This window comes from Pseudoflavonifractor phocaeensis (genome assembly GCF_016901955.1).
Lineage (GTDB): Bacteria > Bacillota > Clostridia > Oscillospirales > Oscillospiraceae > Flavonifractor > Flavonifractor phocaeensis_A.
The window spans coordinates 33,220-48,219 of record NZ_JACJLC010000021.1; the positions used below are offsets into that span (position 1 = coordinate 33,220).

At 62.9% G+C, this 15,000-nt stretch carries 16 protein-coding genes; all 16 read right to left on the bottom strand.

The genetic code is table 11. The features are described from left to right. The gene (locus tag H6B51_RS06900) at window positions 1–711 is read right to left on the bottom strand and encodes a site-2 protease family protein (protein ID WP_204882978.1); all 711 of its coding nucleotides are present in this window, start codon (window positions 709–711) and stop codon (window positions 1–3) included. 101 nt (window positions 712–812) lie between these two features. Beyond that, window positions 813–1,565: a fumarylacetoacetate hydrolase family protein gene (locus H6B51_RS06905; protein ID WP_204882979.1), complete on the bottom strand. Its 753-nt coding sequence runs from the start codon at window positions 1,563–1,565 to the stop codon at window positions 813–815. Further along, the gene (yihA, locus tag H6B51_RS06910; RefSeq protein WP_204882980.1) at window positions 1,562–2,161 is read right to left on the bottom strand and encodes a ribosome biogenesis GTP-binding protein YihA/YsxC; all 600 of its coding nucleotides are present in this window, start codon (window positions 2,159–2,161) and stop codon (window positions 1,562–1,564) included. The genes H6B51_RS06905 and yihA overlap by 4 nt, the downstream gene beginning before the upstream one ends. A gap of 59 nt (window positions 2,162–2,220) precedes the next feature. Beyond that, a complete protein-coding gene (gene lon, locus H6B51_RS06915) occupies window positions 2,221–4,626 on the bottom strand; it encodes an endopeptidase La (protein ID WP_204882981.1) in 2,406 nt (801 codons plus the stop codon). Between the two features lie 98 nt (window positions 4,627–4,724). Then, window positions 4,725–6,038 (bottom strand): ATP-dependent Clp protease ATP-binding subunit ClpX, encoded by a 1,314-nt coding sequence (clpX, locus tag H6B51_RS06920; protein ID WP_204882982.1) that lies wholly within the window; start codon window positions 6,036–6,038, stop codon window positions 4,725–4,727. A 100-nt stretch (window positions 6,039–6,138) separates the two neighbouring features. After that, window positions 6,139–6,720 carry an ATP-dependent Clp endopeptidase proteolytic subunit ClpP gene (gene clpP, locus H6B51_RS06925; RefSeq protein WP_204882983.1) on the bottom strand — a complete coding sequence of 194 codons (582 nt, stop codon included), beginning with the start codon at window positions 6,718–6,720 and terminating at the stop codon, window positions 6,139–6,141. 100 nt (window positions 6,721–6,820) lie between these two features. After that, the gene (tig, locus tag H6B51_RS06930) at window positions 6,821–8,242 is read right to left on the bottom strand and encodes a trigger factor (RefSeq protein ID WP_204882984.1); all 1,422 of its coding nucleotides are present in this window, start codon (window positions 8,240–8,242) and stop codon (window positions 6,821–6,823) included. A 118-nt stretch (window positions 8,243–8,360) separates the two neighbouring features. Continuing rightward, window positions 8,361–9,041, bottom strand: coding sequence for a metallophosphoesterase (locus H6B51_RS06935; RefSeq protein ID WP_204882985.1), 681 nt, complete (start codon window positions 9,039–9,041; stop codon window positions 8,361–8,363). Beyond that, window positions 9,042–10,529, bottom strand: a complete 1,488-nt coding sequence (gene thrC / locus H6B51_RS06940) for a threonine synthase (RefSeq protein WP_204882986.1) — start codon at window positions 10,527–10,529, stop codon at window positions 9,042–9,044. Next, entirely contained in the window at window positions 10,517–11,458 is a 942-nt protein-coding gene (locus H6B51_RS06945; protein WP_243421170.1) for a dipeptidase, read from the bottom strand. The genes thrC and H6B51_RS06945 overlap by 13 nt, the downstream gene beginning before the upstream one ends. A gap of 14 nt (window positions 11,459–11,472) precedes the next feature. Beyond that, complete coding sequence (locus H6B51_RS06950; protein ID WP_204882988.1) at window positions 11,473–11,844, bottom strand: YraN family protein; 372 nt, start codon at window positions 11,842–11,844, stop codon at window positions 11,473–11,475. After that, window positions 11,841–12,446 (bottom strand): ribonuclease HII, encoded by a 606-nt coding sequence (locus H6B51_RS06955; RefSeq protein ID WP_204882989.1) that lies wholly within the window; start codon window positions 12,444–12,446, stop codon window positions 11,841–11,843. Before H6B51_RS06955 ends, H6B51_RS06950 begins: the two co-directional genes overlap by 4 nt. A 14-nt stretch (window positions 12,447–12,460) precedes the next feature. Next, a complete protein-coding gene (gene ylqF, locus H6B51_RS06960; RefSeq protein WP_204882990.1) occupies window positions 12,461–13,315 on the bottom strand; it encodes a ribosome biogenesis GTPase YlqF in 855 nt (284 codons plus the stop codon). Between the two features lie 138 nt (window positions 13,316–13,453). Further along, a complete protein-coding gene (rplS, locus tag H6B51_RS06965; RefSeq protein ID WP_204882991.1) occupies window positions 13,454–13,795 on the bottom strand; it encodes a 50S ribosomal protein L19 in 342 nt (113 codons plus the stop codon). Window positions 13,796–13,933: 138 nt separating this feature from the next. After that, complete coding sequence (locus H6B51_RS06970) at window positions 13,934–14,515, bottom strand: site-2 protease family protein (protein ID WP_204882992.1); 582 nt, start codon at window positions 14,513–14,515, stop codon at window positions 13,934–13,936. Next, window positions 14,516–15,000, bottom strand: a 485-nt coding sequence (locus H6B51_RS06975) for a M23 family metallopeptidase (protein WP_204882993.1), incomplete at its 5' end; no start/stop codon positions are given. It lies immediately after the preceding gene.

Here is a 15,000-nt window from a genome sequence, read left to right on the forward strand (position 1 = left end):
TCAAAACAGGCTCAGGATGACCGACACGTCCTGGCACACCAGCAGTACATTCAGAGGGATTCCGGTGACCGTGCACAGAGCCTCCAGGCCGTGGAGGATGAGAAAGGACAGGGGCTTGTCCAGCACACCGAAAAACACCAGCAGGATCAGCACCCCCATCACATACCGCTCATACCGGAGGATGGTGTAGTAGGTCTTGTCGGGCAGGAAGGAAAAGAAGATCTTGGAGCCGTCCAGAGGGGAAATGGGGATCAGGTTGAACAGCCCCATGCCCACCCCCAGCAAGGCCAGGTTGGACAGCAGGCATAGGGCCAGCAGAGTGCCCTGGTTGACAGGGGCAAAGCGCCAGATCAGGGAGGCGATCCCCGCCGCCGCCAGGGCGGTGAGGAAGTTGGCCGCCGGACCGGCCAGGGCGGTAAGAGCCATGCCGCGCTTGGGGTTTTTGAAATAACGCATATCCACCGGCACCGGCCTGGCCCAGCCTACCTTGGCCACCACCATCATCACAAGGCCGATGAAATCCAGATGCTTGATGGGGTTGAGGGTAAGCCGCCCGGCATTTTTGGCTGTGGGGTCCCCCAGCTTGTAGGCCATTAAACCGTGAGACAGCTCGTGGAGGGTGATACACAGCAGGGCGGCTACGGCGCTGATAAGCAGGGTGATCAGCCCCCACCAGTCCATGCCCTGGGCGAATTTCATGATGGAACCCAAATTACCGCTCCCTCCCCCAAATTGAAATTGAAAATATTATACCAAATCTCCCCGGAAAACACAAGCCGGGCCGGCGCGGGGGGCGCCTGCCCGGCTAAGACTCAGATGACGTGATTCCGCAGAACCCCGATCCCCTGTATGTCCACCTCCACGGTGTCTCCGGGGACCATGGGGCCGATGCCCGCCGGCGTGCCGGTGGTCACCACGTCCCCGGGCTCCAGGGTCATGGAGGCGGTGATGAACTCCAGCAGCTGGGGCACCGCCGTCATGAACTGGCGGGTGTTCCCCTGCTGGACCACCTTGCCGTTGAGCCGGGTGACGATGTCCAGGGCGGCGGGGTCCACCTCGTCGGTGACCCACGGCCCCACGGGGGCAAAGCCGTCCATTCCCTTGCCCCGGGTCCACTGGCCGTCGGCCTGCTGTATGTCCCGGGCGGTGACGTCGTTGAGGCAGGTGTAGCCCAGGATATAGTCTGCAAAGTTCTCTGCCTTTACATCCTTTGCCCGGCGGCGAATGACAAAGGCCAGCTCCCCCTCGTAGTCCAGCCGCTCCACAAAGCCGGGGGCATGGATCTCTCCCTCCGGGCGGTTGAGCGTATTGGGGGCCTTCAGGAAGAGGATGGGCCGGTCGGGCACCCCGTCCCCCATCTCCACGGCGTGATCGTAGTAGTTTTTGCCCACGCATACGATCTTGGTGGCCTGGCAGGGGGCCAGCAGGGTGCATTTATTCAGGGGAATGATCTGGCCGTCGTAGCAGATCTCCTCAAAGGGGGGCTTGGTCAGGGTGCGCACCAGCTCGCCCTGGAGTACTCCCCACAATTCCCTGCCGTCCCGCAGCAGCTTTACATATCTCATCGGATCCCCTCCGCATGATCTAAAATCAGATCCAGCAGTTCCTGTTTTCCGTCTCCCTTCTCAGCTGAGAAGGGAATTACCTTTACACTCTCGTCCAGCTCCAGGGTCTCCCTGATCCGGGCCAGATTGGGCTGAATGTCGCTCTTGCGCAGCTTGTCCAGCTTGTTGGCCACCACGGCGAAGGGCTTGCCGCTGTTCTTGAACCAGGCGGCCATGGTGCAGTCGTCAGCGGTGGGCTTGTGCCGGGCATCCACGATCATCAGTCCCAGAGTCATGAGAGAGGGGTCGGCAAACCACTCCTCCATCAGCCTCCCCCACCGCTGCTTCTCCGCCAGGGATACCTTGGCGTAGCCGTAGCCCGGCAGGTCCACCAGGTAAAAGGCCTCGTCGATGAGGAAGTAGTTGATGTGGGTGGTCTTGCCAGGGGCCGCCCCCACCCGGGCAAAGTTCTTCCGGTTCAGCAGCCGGTTGATCACCGAGGACTTGCCCACGTTGGAGCGGCCGGCAAAGGCCACCTGGGCCAGCCGGTCCCGGGGAAAGTCGGCCGCTTTGGCGGCAGAGCGGACAAATTCCGCTTTTTGCAGGTTGATGGGCATAATTACCTCCCAAATATGGGTTTCTGACAGGGGCATGCAGCCCCAGAGGCGGGCGGCCCTTACTGCCGCATGGCAGGCAGCTCAGCGGCCTGGGGGGCGGCGTGGGGCTGGGCCAGCTCCACCCCGGGGTCGCACACCTTCAGGTCCAGGGCCTCAGCCAGAACCTGGTCCACCTGCTCCACCGGCACGAACCGCAGCCCCGCCCGGACAGTCTGGTCGATCTCCTCCAGATCCTTCTCGTTGTCCTTGGGCAGGAGCACGGTACGGATGCCGCTGCGGTAGGCCGCCATGGTCTTTTCCTTCAGCCCGCCGATGGCCAGCACCCGGCCCCGTAAAGTGACTTCACCTGTCATTGCCAGCTCCCGCCGCACCGGGGTGCCGGTGAGGGCGGACACCATGGCGGTAGTGATGGCGATGCCGGCGGAGGGTCCATCCTTGGGCACGGCTCCCTCAGGGAAGTGGATATGGATGTCCTTTGTTTTGTAGAAGTCGGGCTCCACCCCCAGCTGGGAGGCCCGGCTGCGGATGTAGGTCAGGGCGGCCTGGGCGGACTCCTTCATCACGTCCCCCAGGTTGCCGGTGAGCTCCACCTTGCCGGTGCCGGCCACCACGGCGGCCTCCACCTCCAGCAGCTCGCCGCCCACGCTGGTCCAGGCCAGGCCGTTGACCACCCCCACCTGCTCGGTCTGGGGCAGGTGGTCCGGGTGATACCGGGGGATGCCCAACAGCTTTTCCAGGTTGCTTTCTGTAATGGTAACAGACTTTATATCCCCTGACACGATGCGCATAGCCGCCTTGCGGCACAGGGCGGCGATCTGCCGCTCCAGGATGCGCACGCCGGACTCCCGGGTGTACCCCCGGATGAGGGTACGGATGGCCTCGTCGGACAGACGCACCTGGGTGCGGCTGAGGCCGTGGCGCTTGAACTCCTTGGGGATCAGGTGGCGCTTGGCGATCTGCACCTTCTCCTCGTCGGTATAGCTGGTGAGCTCTATGACCTCCATCCGGTCCAGCAGGGGCTTCGGAATGGTGTCCAGGGTATTTGCGGTGGTGATGAAGAGCACGTCGGACAGGTCGAAGGGCACCTCCAGAAAATGATCCCGGAAGGTGCTGTTCTGCTCGGCGTCCAGCACCTCCAGAAGCGCCGAGGCGGGGTCGCCCCGCTGGTCGTTGCCCAGCTTGTCGATCTCATCCAGCAGCAGCAGGGGATTGCAGCTGTCTGCCTGCTTGATGGCGGCGATGATGCGGCCGGGCATGGCCCCCACATAGGTCTTGCGGTGACCCCGGATCTCGGCCTCGTCGTGGACGCCGCCCAGAGAGATGCGGGCCATCTTCCGGTGGATGGCCTTGGCCACGCTGGTGGCGATGGAGGTCTTGCCCACGCCGGGAGGGCCCACCAGGCAGATGATCTGACCCCGTATCTGGGGGGAGAGCTGCTTGACGGCCAAAAACTCCAGAATGCGCTCCTTCACCTTGTCCAGGCCGTAGTGGTCGGCGTCCAGCACCTTCCGGGCGGCCTCCACGTTGACCCGCTCCCGGGTGCGCTTGCCCCAGGGCAGCTCCAGCACGGTGTCCAGGTAGTTGCGCAGGACGGTGGCCTCGGCGGAGGAATAGGGCTGCTTCTCCAGCCGGCCCACCTCCTTGTTCAGCTTGTCCGCCACCTCCTGGGGCAGCTTCAGGGCCTGGATCTTCTGGCGGTACTCGGCGATCTCGCTGTCCCCCTGGCCGTCCTCCCCCAGCTCCTGCTGGAGGACCTTCATCTGCTCCCGAAGGACATAGTCCCGCTGGCTGCGGGTGAGCTGGTCCCGGACCTTGCCCTGCATCTCATGCTCCAGCTCCAGGATCTCCACCTCACGGCGGAGGCTCTGGCACAGCTTTTCCAGCCGGCGCACCGGCCGCAGTTCCTCCAGAATCACCTGCTTGTCGTTGGGCCGCATGGGCAGGTTTTGGGCGATGTAATCGGCGATATAGCCCGGGTCCTCGCTGGACAGCACCGACAGCAACACGTCAGGGGTCATCTTGGGGGCCAGCTCGATATAGGACTCAAAGAGCTCATAGGTCTGGCGGATGAGGGCCTCTGTACGGGCAGAGCGGCGGAACTGCTTCTCCTCGGGGATCTCCTCCACCCGGGCGGCCAGGTGGGGCTCGGTCTGGGTGAGCTCCAGCAGCCGGCCCCGGCAGGTCCCCTCCACCATCACCCGCACGTTGTCCCCCGGCAGCCGGAGGATCTGGCGCACATTGCTGACGGTGCCGATATTGTAAAGGTCCTCCCCTTTTGGCTCCTCCACCGCCAGATCCCGCTGGGACACCAGGAAAATAGGCTGGCCGGAGGTCATGGCCTCGTCCAGGGCCTTGATGGAGGACTTGCGCCCCACGTCGAAATGGAGGAGCATATTGGGGAAAATGGTCAGCCCCCGCAGCGCCAGGGCAGGCATTACGGCGGTCTCATAGGTTGTCATGGTCATTCCCTCCTCCCGGAATGAAACAGGAGGCAGGACTGGGGGGATCGGCCCGCTGGCCTCCCCCTTCCTGTCTCCTGCCGGTCATTGATCTTATGAGGTTTTTAGGACACGTTGCCCCGGGGGCTTTTGCCCCCGTGCTCCGCCCGGAGGGACGCGCCCCCCAGCCGGGGCCGGTTGGTGCGCTCCGGGTCGTGCTCCACCAGGGGCGCGGCGTGATCCTTCACGCTCTCGCCGGTGATGGTCACCTTGGTAATGGTGGGGTCAGAAGGCACGTCGTACATCAGCCGGGTCATGACCTCTTCCAGCACCGCCCGCAGGCCACGGGCACCAATGCCCCGGGCGATGGCCTTCTCGGCGGCCTCCTCCAGGGCCTGGGGCTCAAACTCCAGGTCCACCATGTCGTACTCCAGCAGCTTCTGGTACTGCTTCACCAGGGCGTTCTTGGGCTCGGTGAGGATGCGCACCAGCTGGTCCTTGTCCAGGGCGTTCAGGGTGGTGATCACCGGCAGACGGCCCACCAGCTCGGGGATAATGCCGAACTTCAGCAGATCGTGGGGCTGGATCTCCTTAAAGATAGCGGTATCCTTCTCCTTCTTGCTCTGGATCTCGGCGCCGAAGCCGATGGTCTTTTTGTCCAGACGCTGCTCAATGATCTTTTCCATGCCATCAAAGGCGCCGCCACAGATAAACAGGATGTTCTTGGTGTTGATCTGGATAAACTCCTGATGGGGGTGCTTGCGGCCTCCCTGAGGCGGTACGTTGGCCACGGTGCCCTCCAGGATCTTCAGCAGGGCCTGCTGCACTCCCTCGCCGGACACATCCCGGGTGATGGAGGTATTCTCGCTCTTGCGGGCGATCTTGTCGATCTCATCCACATAGATGATGCCCCGCTCCGCCAACTCCACATCGTAGTCGGCGGCCTGGACCAGCCGCAGCAGGATGTTCTCCACGTCGTCGCCCACGTAGCCCGCCTCGGTGAGGGTGGTGGCGTCGGCGATGGCGAAGGGCACCTTCAGAATACGGGCCAGGGTCTGGGCAAAGAGGGTCTTGCCGCAACCGGTGGGGCCCATGAGCAGGATGTTGCTCTTCTGGAGCTCCACGTCGTCCCCGCCGCCGAAGTAGATCCGCTTGTAGTGGTTGTACACCGCCACCGACAGGGCCACCTTGGCGTCCTCCTGGCCGATGATATACTGGTCCAGCACGTCCCGGATCTCCCGGGGGGTGGGGATCACGTCGGGGATGTCAGGGGACAGGGCCTCCTCGGGGTCGTAGTTGTCGTCCAGAATGCTCATGCACAGGTGGACGCACTCATTGCAGATATAAGCGCCGGGACCGGCGATGATGCGGGCTACCTGATCCTGGTGCTTGCCGCAAAAGGAACAGCGGACGCTTTTGCGCTCGTCATTTTTTGCCATATCGTTACCTCGTCGTTCAGTCTAATGGGCCGGAACAGACAGCTGGGGGCTCCGGCGAAAAAGCCGGAAAGGGAGCGGGGCCCCGCCCCGCTCCCCCAGATTACCGGGAATAGATGACCTTGTCGATCAGGCCGTACTCCCTGGCCTCCTCGGCGGACATGAAGTTGTCCCGCTCGCAGGCGGCGGTGATCTCCTCCACGCTCCTGCCGGTGTTGTCGGCCAGGATCTGGTTCATGCGCTTTTTGATGATCTCCAGACGCTTGAGATGGATGGCCATATCGGTGATCTGGCCCTGGGTACCGGCGGAGGGCTGGTGGATCATGATCTCCGCGTTGGGCAGGGCCAGGCGCTTGCCCTTGGTACCGGAGGAGAGCAGGAAGGCCCCCATGCTGGCCGCCATGCCGATGCAGATGGTGGATACATCACACTTGATGTACTGCATGGTATCATAGATGGCCATACCGTCGGTAACAGAGCCGCCGGGGCTGTTGATATAGAACTGGATATCCTTGTCAGGGTCCTGGGCCTCCAGATACAGCAGCTGGGCCACCACCAGACTGGCGGTGGTAGCGTTGACCTCCTCCCCCAGGAAGATGATCCGGTCGTTCAGCAGCCGGGAAAAGATATCATAGGACCGCTCGCCGCGATTGGTCTGCTCCACTACATAGGGTACTAAGCTCATGATTGAGAAACTCCTTTATTTTGATGTAGGGGCCAGAAGGCCCCCGACCACCCTGTCCAAGGGGCGGGCATACCACACAGTATGCCCGCCCTCCGGTTTCTTATTCCTCAGTCTGCTCCTGGACGGGGGCCTCCTCAGCGGGGGCCTCCTCCTCCACCTTCTTCTTGGTGGTACGGCGGCGCTTGGGCTTCTCCTCACCCTCAGCGGTCTCGCCCTCGGCCTTCTTGGCAGCCTTCTTCTTGGCGGGAGCCTTACCCACCTTGGCGCTGTCATAGATGACCTGCTCGGCCTTCTTCACGGCCAGATCCTTCTTCACGTCGTCGGCAGGGGCGGCGGCCTTCACCTGGTCCAGCTCCATCTTGTATTCCTCGGCCAGACGGTTGTACTCGGCCTCCAGCTCCTCGTCGGAGATCTCGATGCCCTCGGCGGCGATGACGGCCCCCAGAGCCAGATCCCGGCGCACCCGCTCCATGGCGGACAGCTTGGCCTGGGCCCGGAACATGTCCATATTCATGCCGGTCATGGCCAGGTACTGCTCAAAGGGAATGCCCTGAGCCTGGATGCGGCGGGCCATGTCCTCCACCATCTGGTCGGCCTCAAAGTCCACCATGGGATCGGGGATCTCAACCTCCATGTTGTCCATGACCTGCTCCATGATGGCGCTCTCAAAGGCCCGCTTGGCCTGAGCCTCCCGGCGCTCGGTCAGCTTGGCGGCCAGATCCTTCTTGAACTCCTCCAGGGTGTCGAACTCGGACACGTCCTTGGCAAACTCGTCGTCGATGGCGGGCAGCTGCTTCTCCTTGACCTCGTTGACCTTCACCTTGAAGACCACGGCCTTGCCGGCCAGGTCGGCGTGATAGTCCTCGGGGAAGGTGATATCCAGGTCCTTCTCGTCGCCGGCCTTAGCGCCCACCAGCTGCTCCTCGAAGCCGGGGACGAAGGAACCGGAGCCCAGCTCCAGGCTGTGGCCCTCGCCCTTGCCGCCCTCAAAGGGCTTGCCGTCCAGGAAGCCCTCGAAGTCGATGACCACGGTATCGCCGTTCTGAGCCTCACGCTCCACGGTGACCATGCGGGTGGCCCGGTTGATGTAAGGCTTCAGCTCGCCCTCGATGTCCTCGTCGGTGAGCTTGACCTCCTCCTTCTCGGCGGTCAGGCCCTTGTACTCGCCCAGCTTGACCTCGGGGCGGACGGTGACGGTGGCCTTGAAGGTCAGGCCGTCCTTGCCGGCCTCCAGCACCTCCACGTTGGGCCAGGACACGATATCCAGGTTCTCCTGCTCCACCGCCTCAGCGTAGGCCTTGGGATAGAGCTCATTGATGGCATCCTCATAGAACACGCCGGAGCCGTACATGCCCTCGATGATCTTCCGGGGGGCCTTGCCCTTGCGGAAGCCGGGCACGGTGATCTTGCCCCGCTGCTTCAGATAGACCTTCTGAACGGCGGCCTCAAACTCCTCGCCGCTGATCTCGATGACTACCGCAACGGTGCTTTTTTCCTGCTTCTCGACGCTTTTGACATTCATCTTGTTTACTTCCTCCTGTCAGCCCCGGCAGTCCCGCCGGGGCGGGTGGTGGGGCATCTTTCGCGTTATCCGTTTTATACTATCAGATATGCTGAGAAATTTCCATAGTTTTTTTCAATTATTCCGCAATTTTTTGAGGACGGAACCGGAGATAGTCGGCCGACGCCAGCCGGTACTCCACCCCGCCGATCTTCCCCTCCATGGCCAGCCGGTGGCTGCCCCCATGGAGATGACCGTAGTAACAGGCCTCCACTCCATACTGTTCCAGCAGGGCAATGATCTCCGGACAGGTATAGCCCTGGTAGAGGGGCGGATAGTGGAGAAAGCACAGCTTGGGCCGCTCCCCCGCCGCCTTCAGGGAGGCCTCCAGGCGAATCAGCTCCCGGTTGAACACCTTCTGATCCCCCTTCTCCTCGTAGAACCAGCCCCGGGTACCGCACAGGGCGTACTCTCCATAGTCGTAACAGTTGTTGTGGAGGATTTTCAGGGTAGAAAAGCCATTTTCGGCAAAAAAACGGTTCATTTTAGAGGCGGTGTTCCACCAATAGTCGTGGTTGCCCTTGAGCATCAGCTTACGCCCGCCGGGCAGGGCGTCCAGAAAGGCGAAATCGGCCCGGGCCTCCTCCAGGCTCATACCCCAGGACAGGTCGCCGCACAGCACTACCGTATCCTCCTGGCTCACGGCCAGAAAGCCTTCCCGCAGCTTGTCCACATAGCCCTCCCAGCCGCCGCCGAACACATCCATGGGCTTGTTGGAGGCCAGGGAGAGGTGGGTGTCCCCAATGACGAAGAGGGCCATTCAGCTGAGCATCTCCAGCACCTTGTCCACCATATGCTCCTTGGACACGGTGTTCTGGAAGCGCACGTTTTTGTTCTTCAGGGCGGCCAGGGGGGCGGGCACCGGCACGCCGGTAAGCTCAGAAAGCTGATCCAGGATAGCGGTCCCCTCTGCCAGCTCGGTGACCCCCAGGGCCCCCAGCACGCTGTCGCAGAACTTGAAGGGGCTTGCGGTGGACACCACCACGGTGGGGGTGGCGTCCCCGCTCTCCTGGCGGTACTGGTCCAGCACGTCGAAGGCCACGGCAGTGTGGGGATCGATGAGGTAGCTGTGCTCCTTCCACATCCGGCCGATGACCTTCTGGGTCTGGGCGTCGTCGCAGTAGCCGGCGGCGAAAATCTTGGATAGCTTGGTCTGGATGTTGGGGCCTACCTTGTACATACCGGTGGCGTTGAGCTGGCTCATATACTCCCGCACCTGGCTGTCATCGTGCTCGCACAGAGCGAAAAGCATCCGCTCCAGGTTGGAAGAGATCAGGATATCCATGGAGGGGGACATGGTGTTGTAGAAGGTGCGGTTACGGTCATACTGTCCGGTGCGGATGAAGTCGGTAAGGACGTTGTTGGAGTTGGAGGCGCAGATCAGCTTGTGGATGGGCACGCCCATTTCCTTGGCGTAATAGGCCGCCAGGATGTTGCCGAAATTGCCGGTGGGGACACAGACGTTGATGGGGTCTCCCTTCTGGATCTTCTCGTCCCGGAGCAGGTCGCAGTAGGCCGACACATAGTACACGATCTGGGGAAGCACACGGCCCCAGTTGATGGAGTTGGCGGAGGACAGGAATACCTCCCGCTCGGCCAGCTGCTCCCGGAGGATCTCGTCGGAGAAGAGCTTCTTTACCCCGGTCTGGGCGTCGTCGAAGTTGCCCACCACGGAGCACACCCCCACGTTGCCTCCCTCCTGGGTATTCATTTGCAGCTCCTGGATGGCGGAGACCCCGTCCTTGGGGTAGAACACCAGGATGCGGGTGCGGTCCACGTCCCGGAAGCCCTCCAGGGCGGCCTTGCCGGTGTCACCGGAGGTGGCCACCAGGATGCACACCGTCTTTGACTCCTGGTTTTTCTTCAAAGAGGCGGTGAGCAGGTGGGGCAGCATCTGCAGGGCCATGTCCTTAAAGGCGCAGGTGGGGCCATGCCACAGCTCCAGGCAGTAGGTGCTGGGGTCCACCTGGCGGACGGGCGCCACCTCTTTGGCGTCAAATTTGTTGCCGCCATATGCCTTGGAGGCGTAGGTGGACAGCTCGAAGGAGGTGAAGTCGTCCAGATAGGAGTTCATAATGAACACCGCCCGCTGCTGATAGGACATGTCCCGCATGGTGTTCAGGCCGTTGGGGGACAGCTTGGGAAAGACCTCGGGGGTCATCAGGCCGCCGTCGGCGGCCAGGCCCCTGGCAATGGCCTGGGCGGCGGTACACCGGTCCTGTTTGTTTCTTGTGCTTACATAGTACATACTTTGCTCACTACCCTCATCAGATTATTGAAGAACAGATCCCGGATCAGGTCCTCGCTGTGATTGCGCCTGAGTAGGATCTCGTATAGTTTGTCGTAGTCCTGAACGCCCTCCACTCCGGCGGCCAGGGGGCTGCATCCGTCCAGATCTCCCCCCAGGGAGATATGCTTGGCGCCGCCCAGCTCCAGCCAGTGTTCCAGATGGGCCGCGGCGGTCTCCAGATCTCCCCCTCCCCCCAGAAACAGGGAAAAGAGGTTGAGGCCGGCCACGCCGTCGTGCTCTATTATGGCAGTAAATTGCCCGTCGGTCAAGTTCCTGGCGTGAGAAAACATAGAACGGCTGTTGGAGTGACTGGCAAAAAAGGGGCCGGACAGAGTATCGGCCACATCCCAGAATCCGGGATCGGACAGGTGGGACACGTCCACCAGCATGCCCAGTGCCTCCGCCTTGCGGACAAAGGCCTTTCCCTGGAGTGTGAGGCCCTTGTCAGACTCCTCCGCGTTGGTGCCCGAGAGGGCGTTGGCCCGGTTCCAGGTGGGGTTTACCGCCCGGACCCCCAGACGGCGGGCCTCCTCCAGCCGTTCCAGGGAGCAGTCCAGCAGCTCAGCCCCCTCCACCGACAGGAAAGCCGCCATTTTCCCGGCGGCAAAGGCCGTCTCCGCCTCCCCTGCCGTCCGGCAGTGGACGATTTGGCCGGCATTTGCCTCCATCTCCCGGCGGAACAGGCCGTACTCGGCGTCAAAGATCTCCCGGAAGGACTTGCCCGGAAAATCCTCCGGCTGGCCAAAGAGGGCAAAGAACTGGGCGTACCGGCGGTATTTCCCCGCCCGCTCCAGATCCACGTGGTAGGTGTTGCGGCCAAAGCCTCCGCCGGACTGGCAGCACAGGCACACCGTGTCACAGTGGCCGTCAAAGAGGTCGATATCCAAGGCCATCCCCCCTCTTAAAACGCGTTCTCAATATACTGGATCTCCGGGTCCCGGGTGGCCGTCCCCTGGGGGGCGTACACCTCCGCCACGTCAAACCGGGGCTGGAGTCCCGGACACGGATGCTCCGCCAGGTAGAGCTCCGCCGTGGTGCGCAGCTTCTGCTGCTTGCGCCGGTCCACCGCCGCCCGGCCGGGGGCAAAGGCGTCGCTCTTGCGCAGCTTGACCTCAATAAAGCATAAGTACTTGTCATCCCTTGCGATCAGGTCGATCTCGCCAAACCGGCTGTGGTATCCTGCCGCGAGGACGGTATACCCCCGCCGCCGCAGCCACTCCGCTGCCTGGGCCTCCCCCCACCGGCCCAGCAGCCTGGCCTCTCCCCCGCTCACAGCTTTTTCAAAAAGGTACGGCGGTGGATGGGACAGGGCCCGTACTGCCGCAGGCGTTCATAGTGGAGCTTGGTGGGGTAGCCCTTGTGGCGTTCAAAGGCGTACTGGGGGTACAACTTCGCCATCTCCTCCATGTACCGGTCCCGGCTCACCTTGGCCAGAACAGAGGCGGCAGCGATGGAAGCTGACAGGGAATCTCCCTTTACAATCGTTGTGTGGGGCGTGGTGATGGCCCCCGCCTTGCCGTGATCCCGGTTGCCGTCGATGAGGGCGAAGTCAGGCCTCACGCCCAGGCCGTCTATAGCCCGCTGCATGGCGTTCATCCGGGCGCTGAGGATGTCTGTCTCGTCGATTTCCTCCGCCTCCACCCAGGCCACGCTCCAGGCCTCCGCCCGGTCCTGGATGAGGGGAAACAGGCGGTCCCGCTGTTTGGGAGTGAGCTTCTTGGAGTCGGTAAGGCCGTCGATGTCCTCCCCCAAGGGCAGGATCACGGCAGCGGCGTACACCCGGCCCGCAAGGGGCCCGGCCCCCGCCTCGTCACAGCCGCAAATCAGCCTGTGTCCATCCTCCAGGCTCTTCCGCTCCCAGGCCCACATATCCATCAGGAAAAACTCCTTTACACTTCTTGCGGGGTCTCCAGGGTAAAGTTCCCCAGCTTGCCGCTGCGGTACTCCTCCAGCAGCACCCTTGCCATGCGCTCGGTGTCCACTTCCCCACCGGAGATGAGAAAGCCCCGCTTGCGGCCGCAGGCCTCCAGCAGCTCCCAGCCGGGCTGACCGGGCTGGGGCTCCACCTTGTACCGGGCAGCCACCGCCTGGGGGTACCGCTGGCCCAGGATGTCCAGCAGGTGGCAGGCCAGGGTCTCCAGGTCCATGATCTCGTCCTTCACCGCCCCGGTGAAGGCCAGGTGCATACCGGTAGTCTCGTCCTCAAACTTGGGCCACAGAATGCCGGGAGTATCCAGCAGGTCCAGGCCGGGGTCCACGTTGACCCACTGCTTGCCCCGGGTGATCCCGGGCTTGTTGCCCGCCTTGGCGGATTTCTTTTTGGCCACCTGGTTGATGAAGGTGGACTTGCCCACGTTGGGCACCCCCACCACCATGGCCCGCACCGGACGGCCCACCAGGCCCTTGGCCTTCCACTGCTCGATCTTGTCCTTCAGGGCGGACTTGATGGCGGAGGAAAACTGGTTGACCCCCTTGCCGTCCCGGGCGTTGGTCTCCAGCACCCACCAGCCTTGCTGGCGGAACCACTCCCCCCACACCTTGTTCATGGCGGGGTCGGCCTGGTCGGCCCGGTTGAGGATAACCAGCCGGGGCTTGTCGCCCACGATCTCGTCAATATCCGGGTTGCGGCTGGAGATGGGGATGCGGGCGTCGATGATCTCCGCCACCAGGTCCACCAGCTTCAGGTCGGCCTGGATCTGCCGCCGTGTCTTGGTCATATGGCCGGGATACCACTGAATGTTCATAGCCCCGCCTCCTCGTTCCCAATAAAAATGAAATACGGAAGATATTATACACAACATCTTGTAGTTTGAAAAGGGCAAAGGCGCACAAAAAAAGAGAGAGGCCACAGCCTCTCTCTTTTTTTGGACAATTCTGAATGCTCAGATGCGCTCCTTGACCTTGGCGCTCTTGCCCACGCGGTCCCGCAGGTAATACAGCTTGGCGCGGCGCACCTTGCCCTTGCGGACCAGCTCGATCTTCTCCACAGCGGGAGCGTGGATGGGGAAGACCTTCTCCACACCGACACCGTAGGACACCCGGCGGACGGTGATGGTCTCCTCCAGGCCGCCGTGCTTCTTGGCGATCACAGTGCCCTCAAAGACCTGGATACGCTCACGGTTGCCTTCCTTGATGTGGACGTGAACACGGACGGTGTCGCCCACATTGGCCACGGGGGGCTCAGCCTTCTGGTACTTGGCGCTGAAAGCCTGCATAAGATCCATTTGATGTTCCTCCTGATGATAGGCGTTCTTGCCGGCCATTCCCGCCGCCCGTCTGTGGGGCGGCAGCCGCAGAGGACCGCCCTTTATTTGAGTCCGAGATAGTATACCATGGCCTTCCACAAAAAGCAAGGGGAAATTCTATTTTTTTGCCGGCCGTCCCACCGCCCCCCACAGCAGCCATACCGCCAGGCAGGGCAGGGTCAGGTTGGGCACGCCCGCCTGCCACAGCAGCAGGGCTCCCGTCAGCAGCCCGCCGCACAGTGCGGCGGACAAGACTCTGGCCACTCCCGCTCCCCAGCCGGGCCGCCCCGCCAGGGCCAGCAGACACCCCAGGGCACGCCCCCCGTCCAGAGGAGCCAGGGGAAGCAGGTTGAAGCAGCCCAGGGCCAGGTTGAGCCCGGCAAAGTAGTGCCAACCCTCCCCCAGCCCGGCACAGGCCAGGGCCAGCAGCAGGTTGACCGCCGGGCCCGCCAGAGCAGCCAACAGCTCCCCCGCCGGGCTCATAGGGTGCCGGGCGGACAGCCGCAGCTCGGCTCCCACGCAGGTCACCCGCAGGGCGGCAACACGCCCCCCCAGCAGTCGGATGGCCAGCCAATGGCCCCCCTCGTGGAGGGCGCAGGCGGTCAGGACCTGGGGCACCGCACCACCCTGGTCCAGATAAAAGAGGGCGGCCCACAGCACCAGGGCCCCCGCCGTGATCTCCGTCCGGCCCCATCTCATTCAGCCGGTCTCAATATAATAGATGGGGTTGATCCGTACCCCGTCCACCTTCAGCTCCAGATGGAGGTGGGGCCCGGTGGTTTTGCCCGAGTCTCCCGACAGGGCCACCGCCTCCCCCGCCGCCACGGTCTGTCCCTGACGGACCAGCAGCTGGGAGCAATGGGCGTAAAAGCTTTTCACCCCGTTGCCATGGTCGATCTGGAGGTAGAGACCGTAGTCGTCCGGGGAGTCTCCGATATAGTCTACGGTACCGGCGGCAAAGGCCAGCACCTGGGTGCCCATATTCACCGCCAGGTCCACCCCATTGTGGAACTTCTCCTCCCCATCCACCGGGTGCTCCCGCCAGCCGAAGGAGGAGGTGAGCACCCCCACCACCGGGCTCACCGTCTCCCCCAGGGCCAGGTCGTACTTGTCCATAGAGGTGTTGGCGGGCAGGGCGGGACCGGTATAGTCCACGTGCTCCGCCGTGGGGACAGGACCGGGAG

Coding starts and splice junctions, on each gene's coding strand:
- H6B51_RS06905 (WP_204882979.1), bottom strand. CDS start 1,565: ATGAGATATGTAAAGCTGCTGCGGGACGGCAGGGAATTGTGGGGAGTA.
- yihA (WP_204882980.1), bottom strand. CDS start 2,161: ATGCCCATCAACCTGCAAAAAGCGGAATTTGTCCGCTCTGCCGCCAAA.
- lon (WP_204882981.1), bottom strand. CDS start 4,626: ATGACCATGACAACCTATGAGACCGCCGTAATGCCTGCCCTGGCGCTG.
- clpX (WP_204882982.1), bottom strand. CDS start 6,038: ATGGCAAAAAATGACGAGCGCAAAAGCGTCCGCTGTTCCTTTTGCGGC.
- clpP (WP_204882983.1), bottom strand. CDS start 6,720: ATGAGCTTAGTACCCTATGTAGTGGAGCAGACCAATCGCGGCGAGCGG.
- tig (WP_204882984.1), bottom strand. CDS start 8,242: ATGAATGTCAAAAGCGTCGAGAAGCAGGAAAAAAGCACCGTTGCGGTA.
- H6B51_RS06935 (WP_204882985.1), bottom strand. CDS start 9,041: ATGGCCCTCTTCGTCATTGGGGACACCCACCTCTCCCTGGCCTCCAAC.
- thrC (WP_204882986.1), bottom strand. CDS start 10,529: ATGTACTATGTAAGCACAAGAAACAAACAGGACCGGTGTACCGCCGCC.
- H6B51_RS06955 (WP_204882989.1), bottom strand. CDS start 12,446: ATGGATATGTGGGCCTGGGAGCGGAAGAGCCTGGAGGATGGACACAGG.
- ylqF (WP_204882990.1), bottom strand. CDS start 13,315: ATGAACATTCAGTGGTATCCCGGCCATATGACCAAGACACGGCGGCAG.
- rplS (WP_204882991.1), bottom strand. CDS start 13,795: ATGGATCTTATGCAGGCTTTCAGCGCCAAGTACCAGAAGGCTGAGCCC.
- H6B51_RS06970 (WP_204882992.1), bottom strand. CDS start 14,515: ATGAGATGGGGCCGGACGGAGATCACGGCGGGGGCCCTGGTGCTGTGG.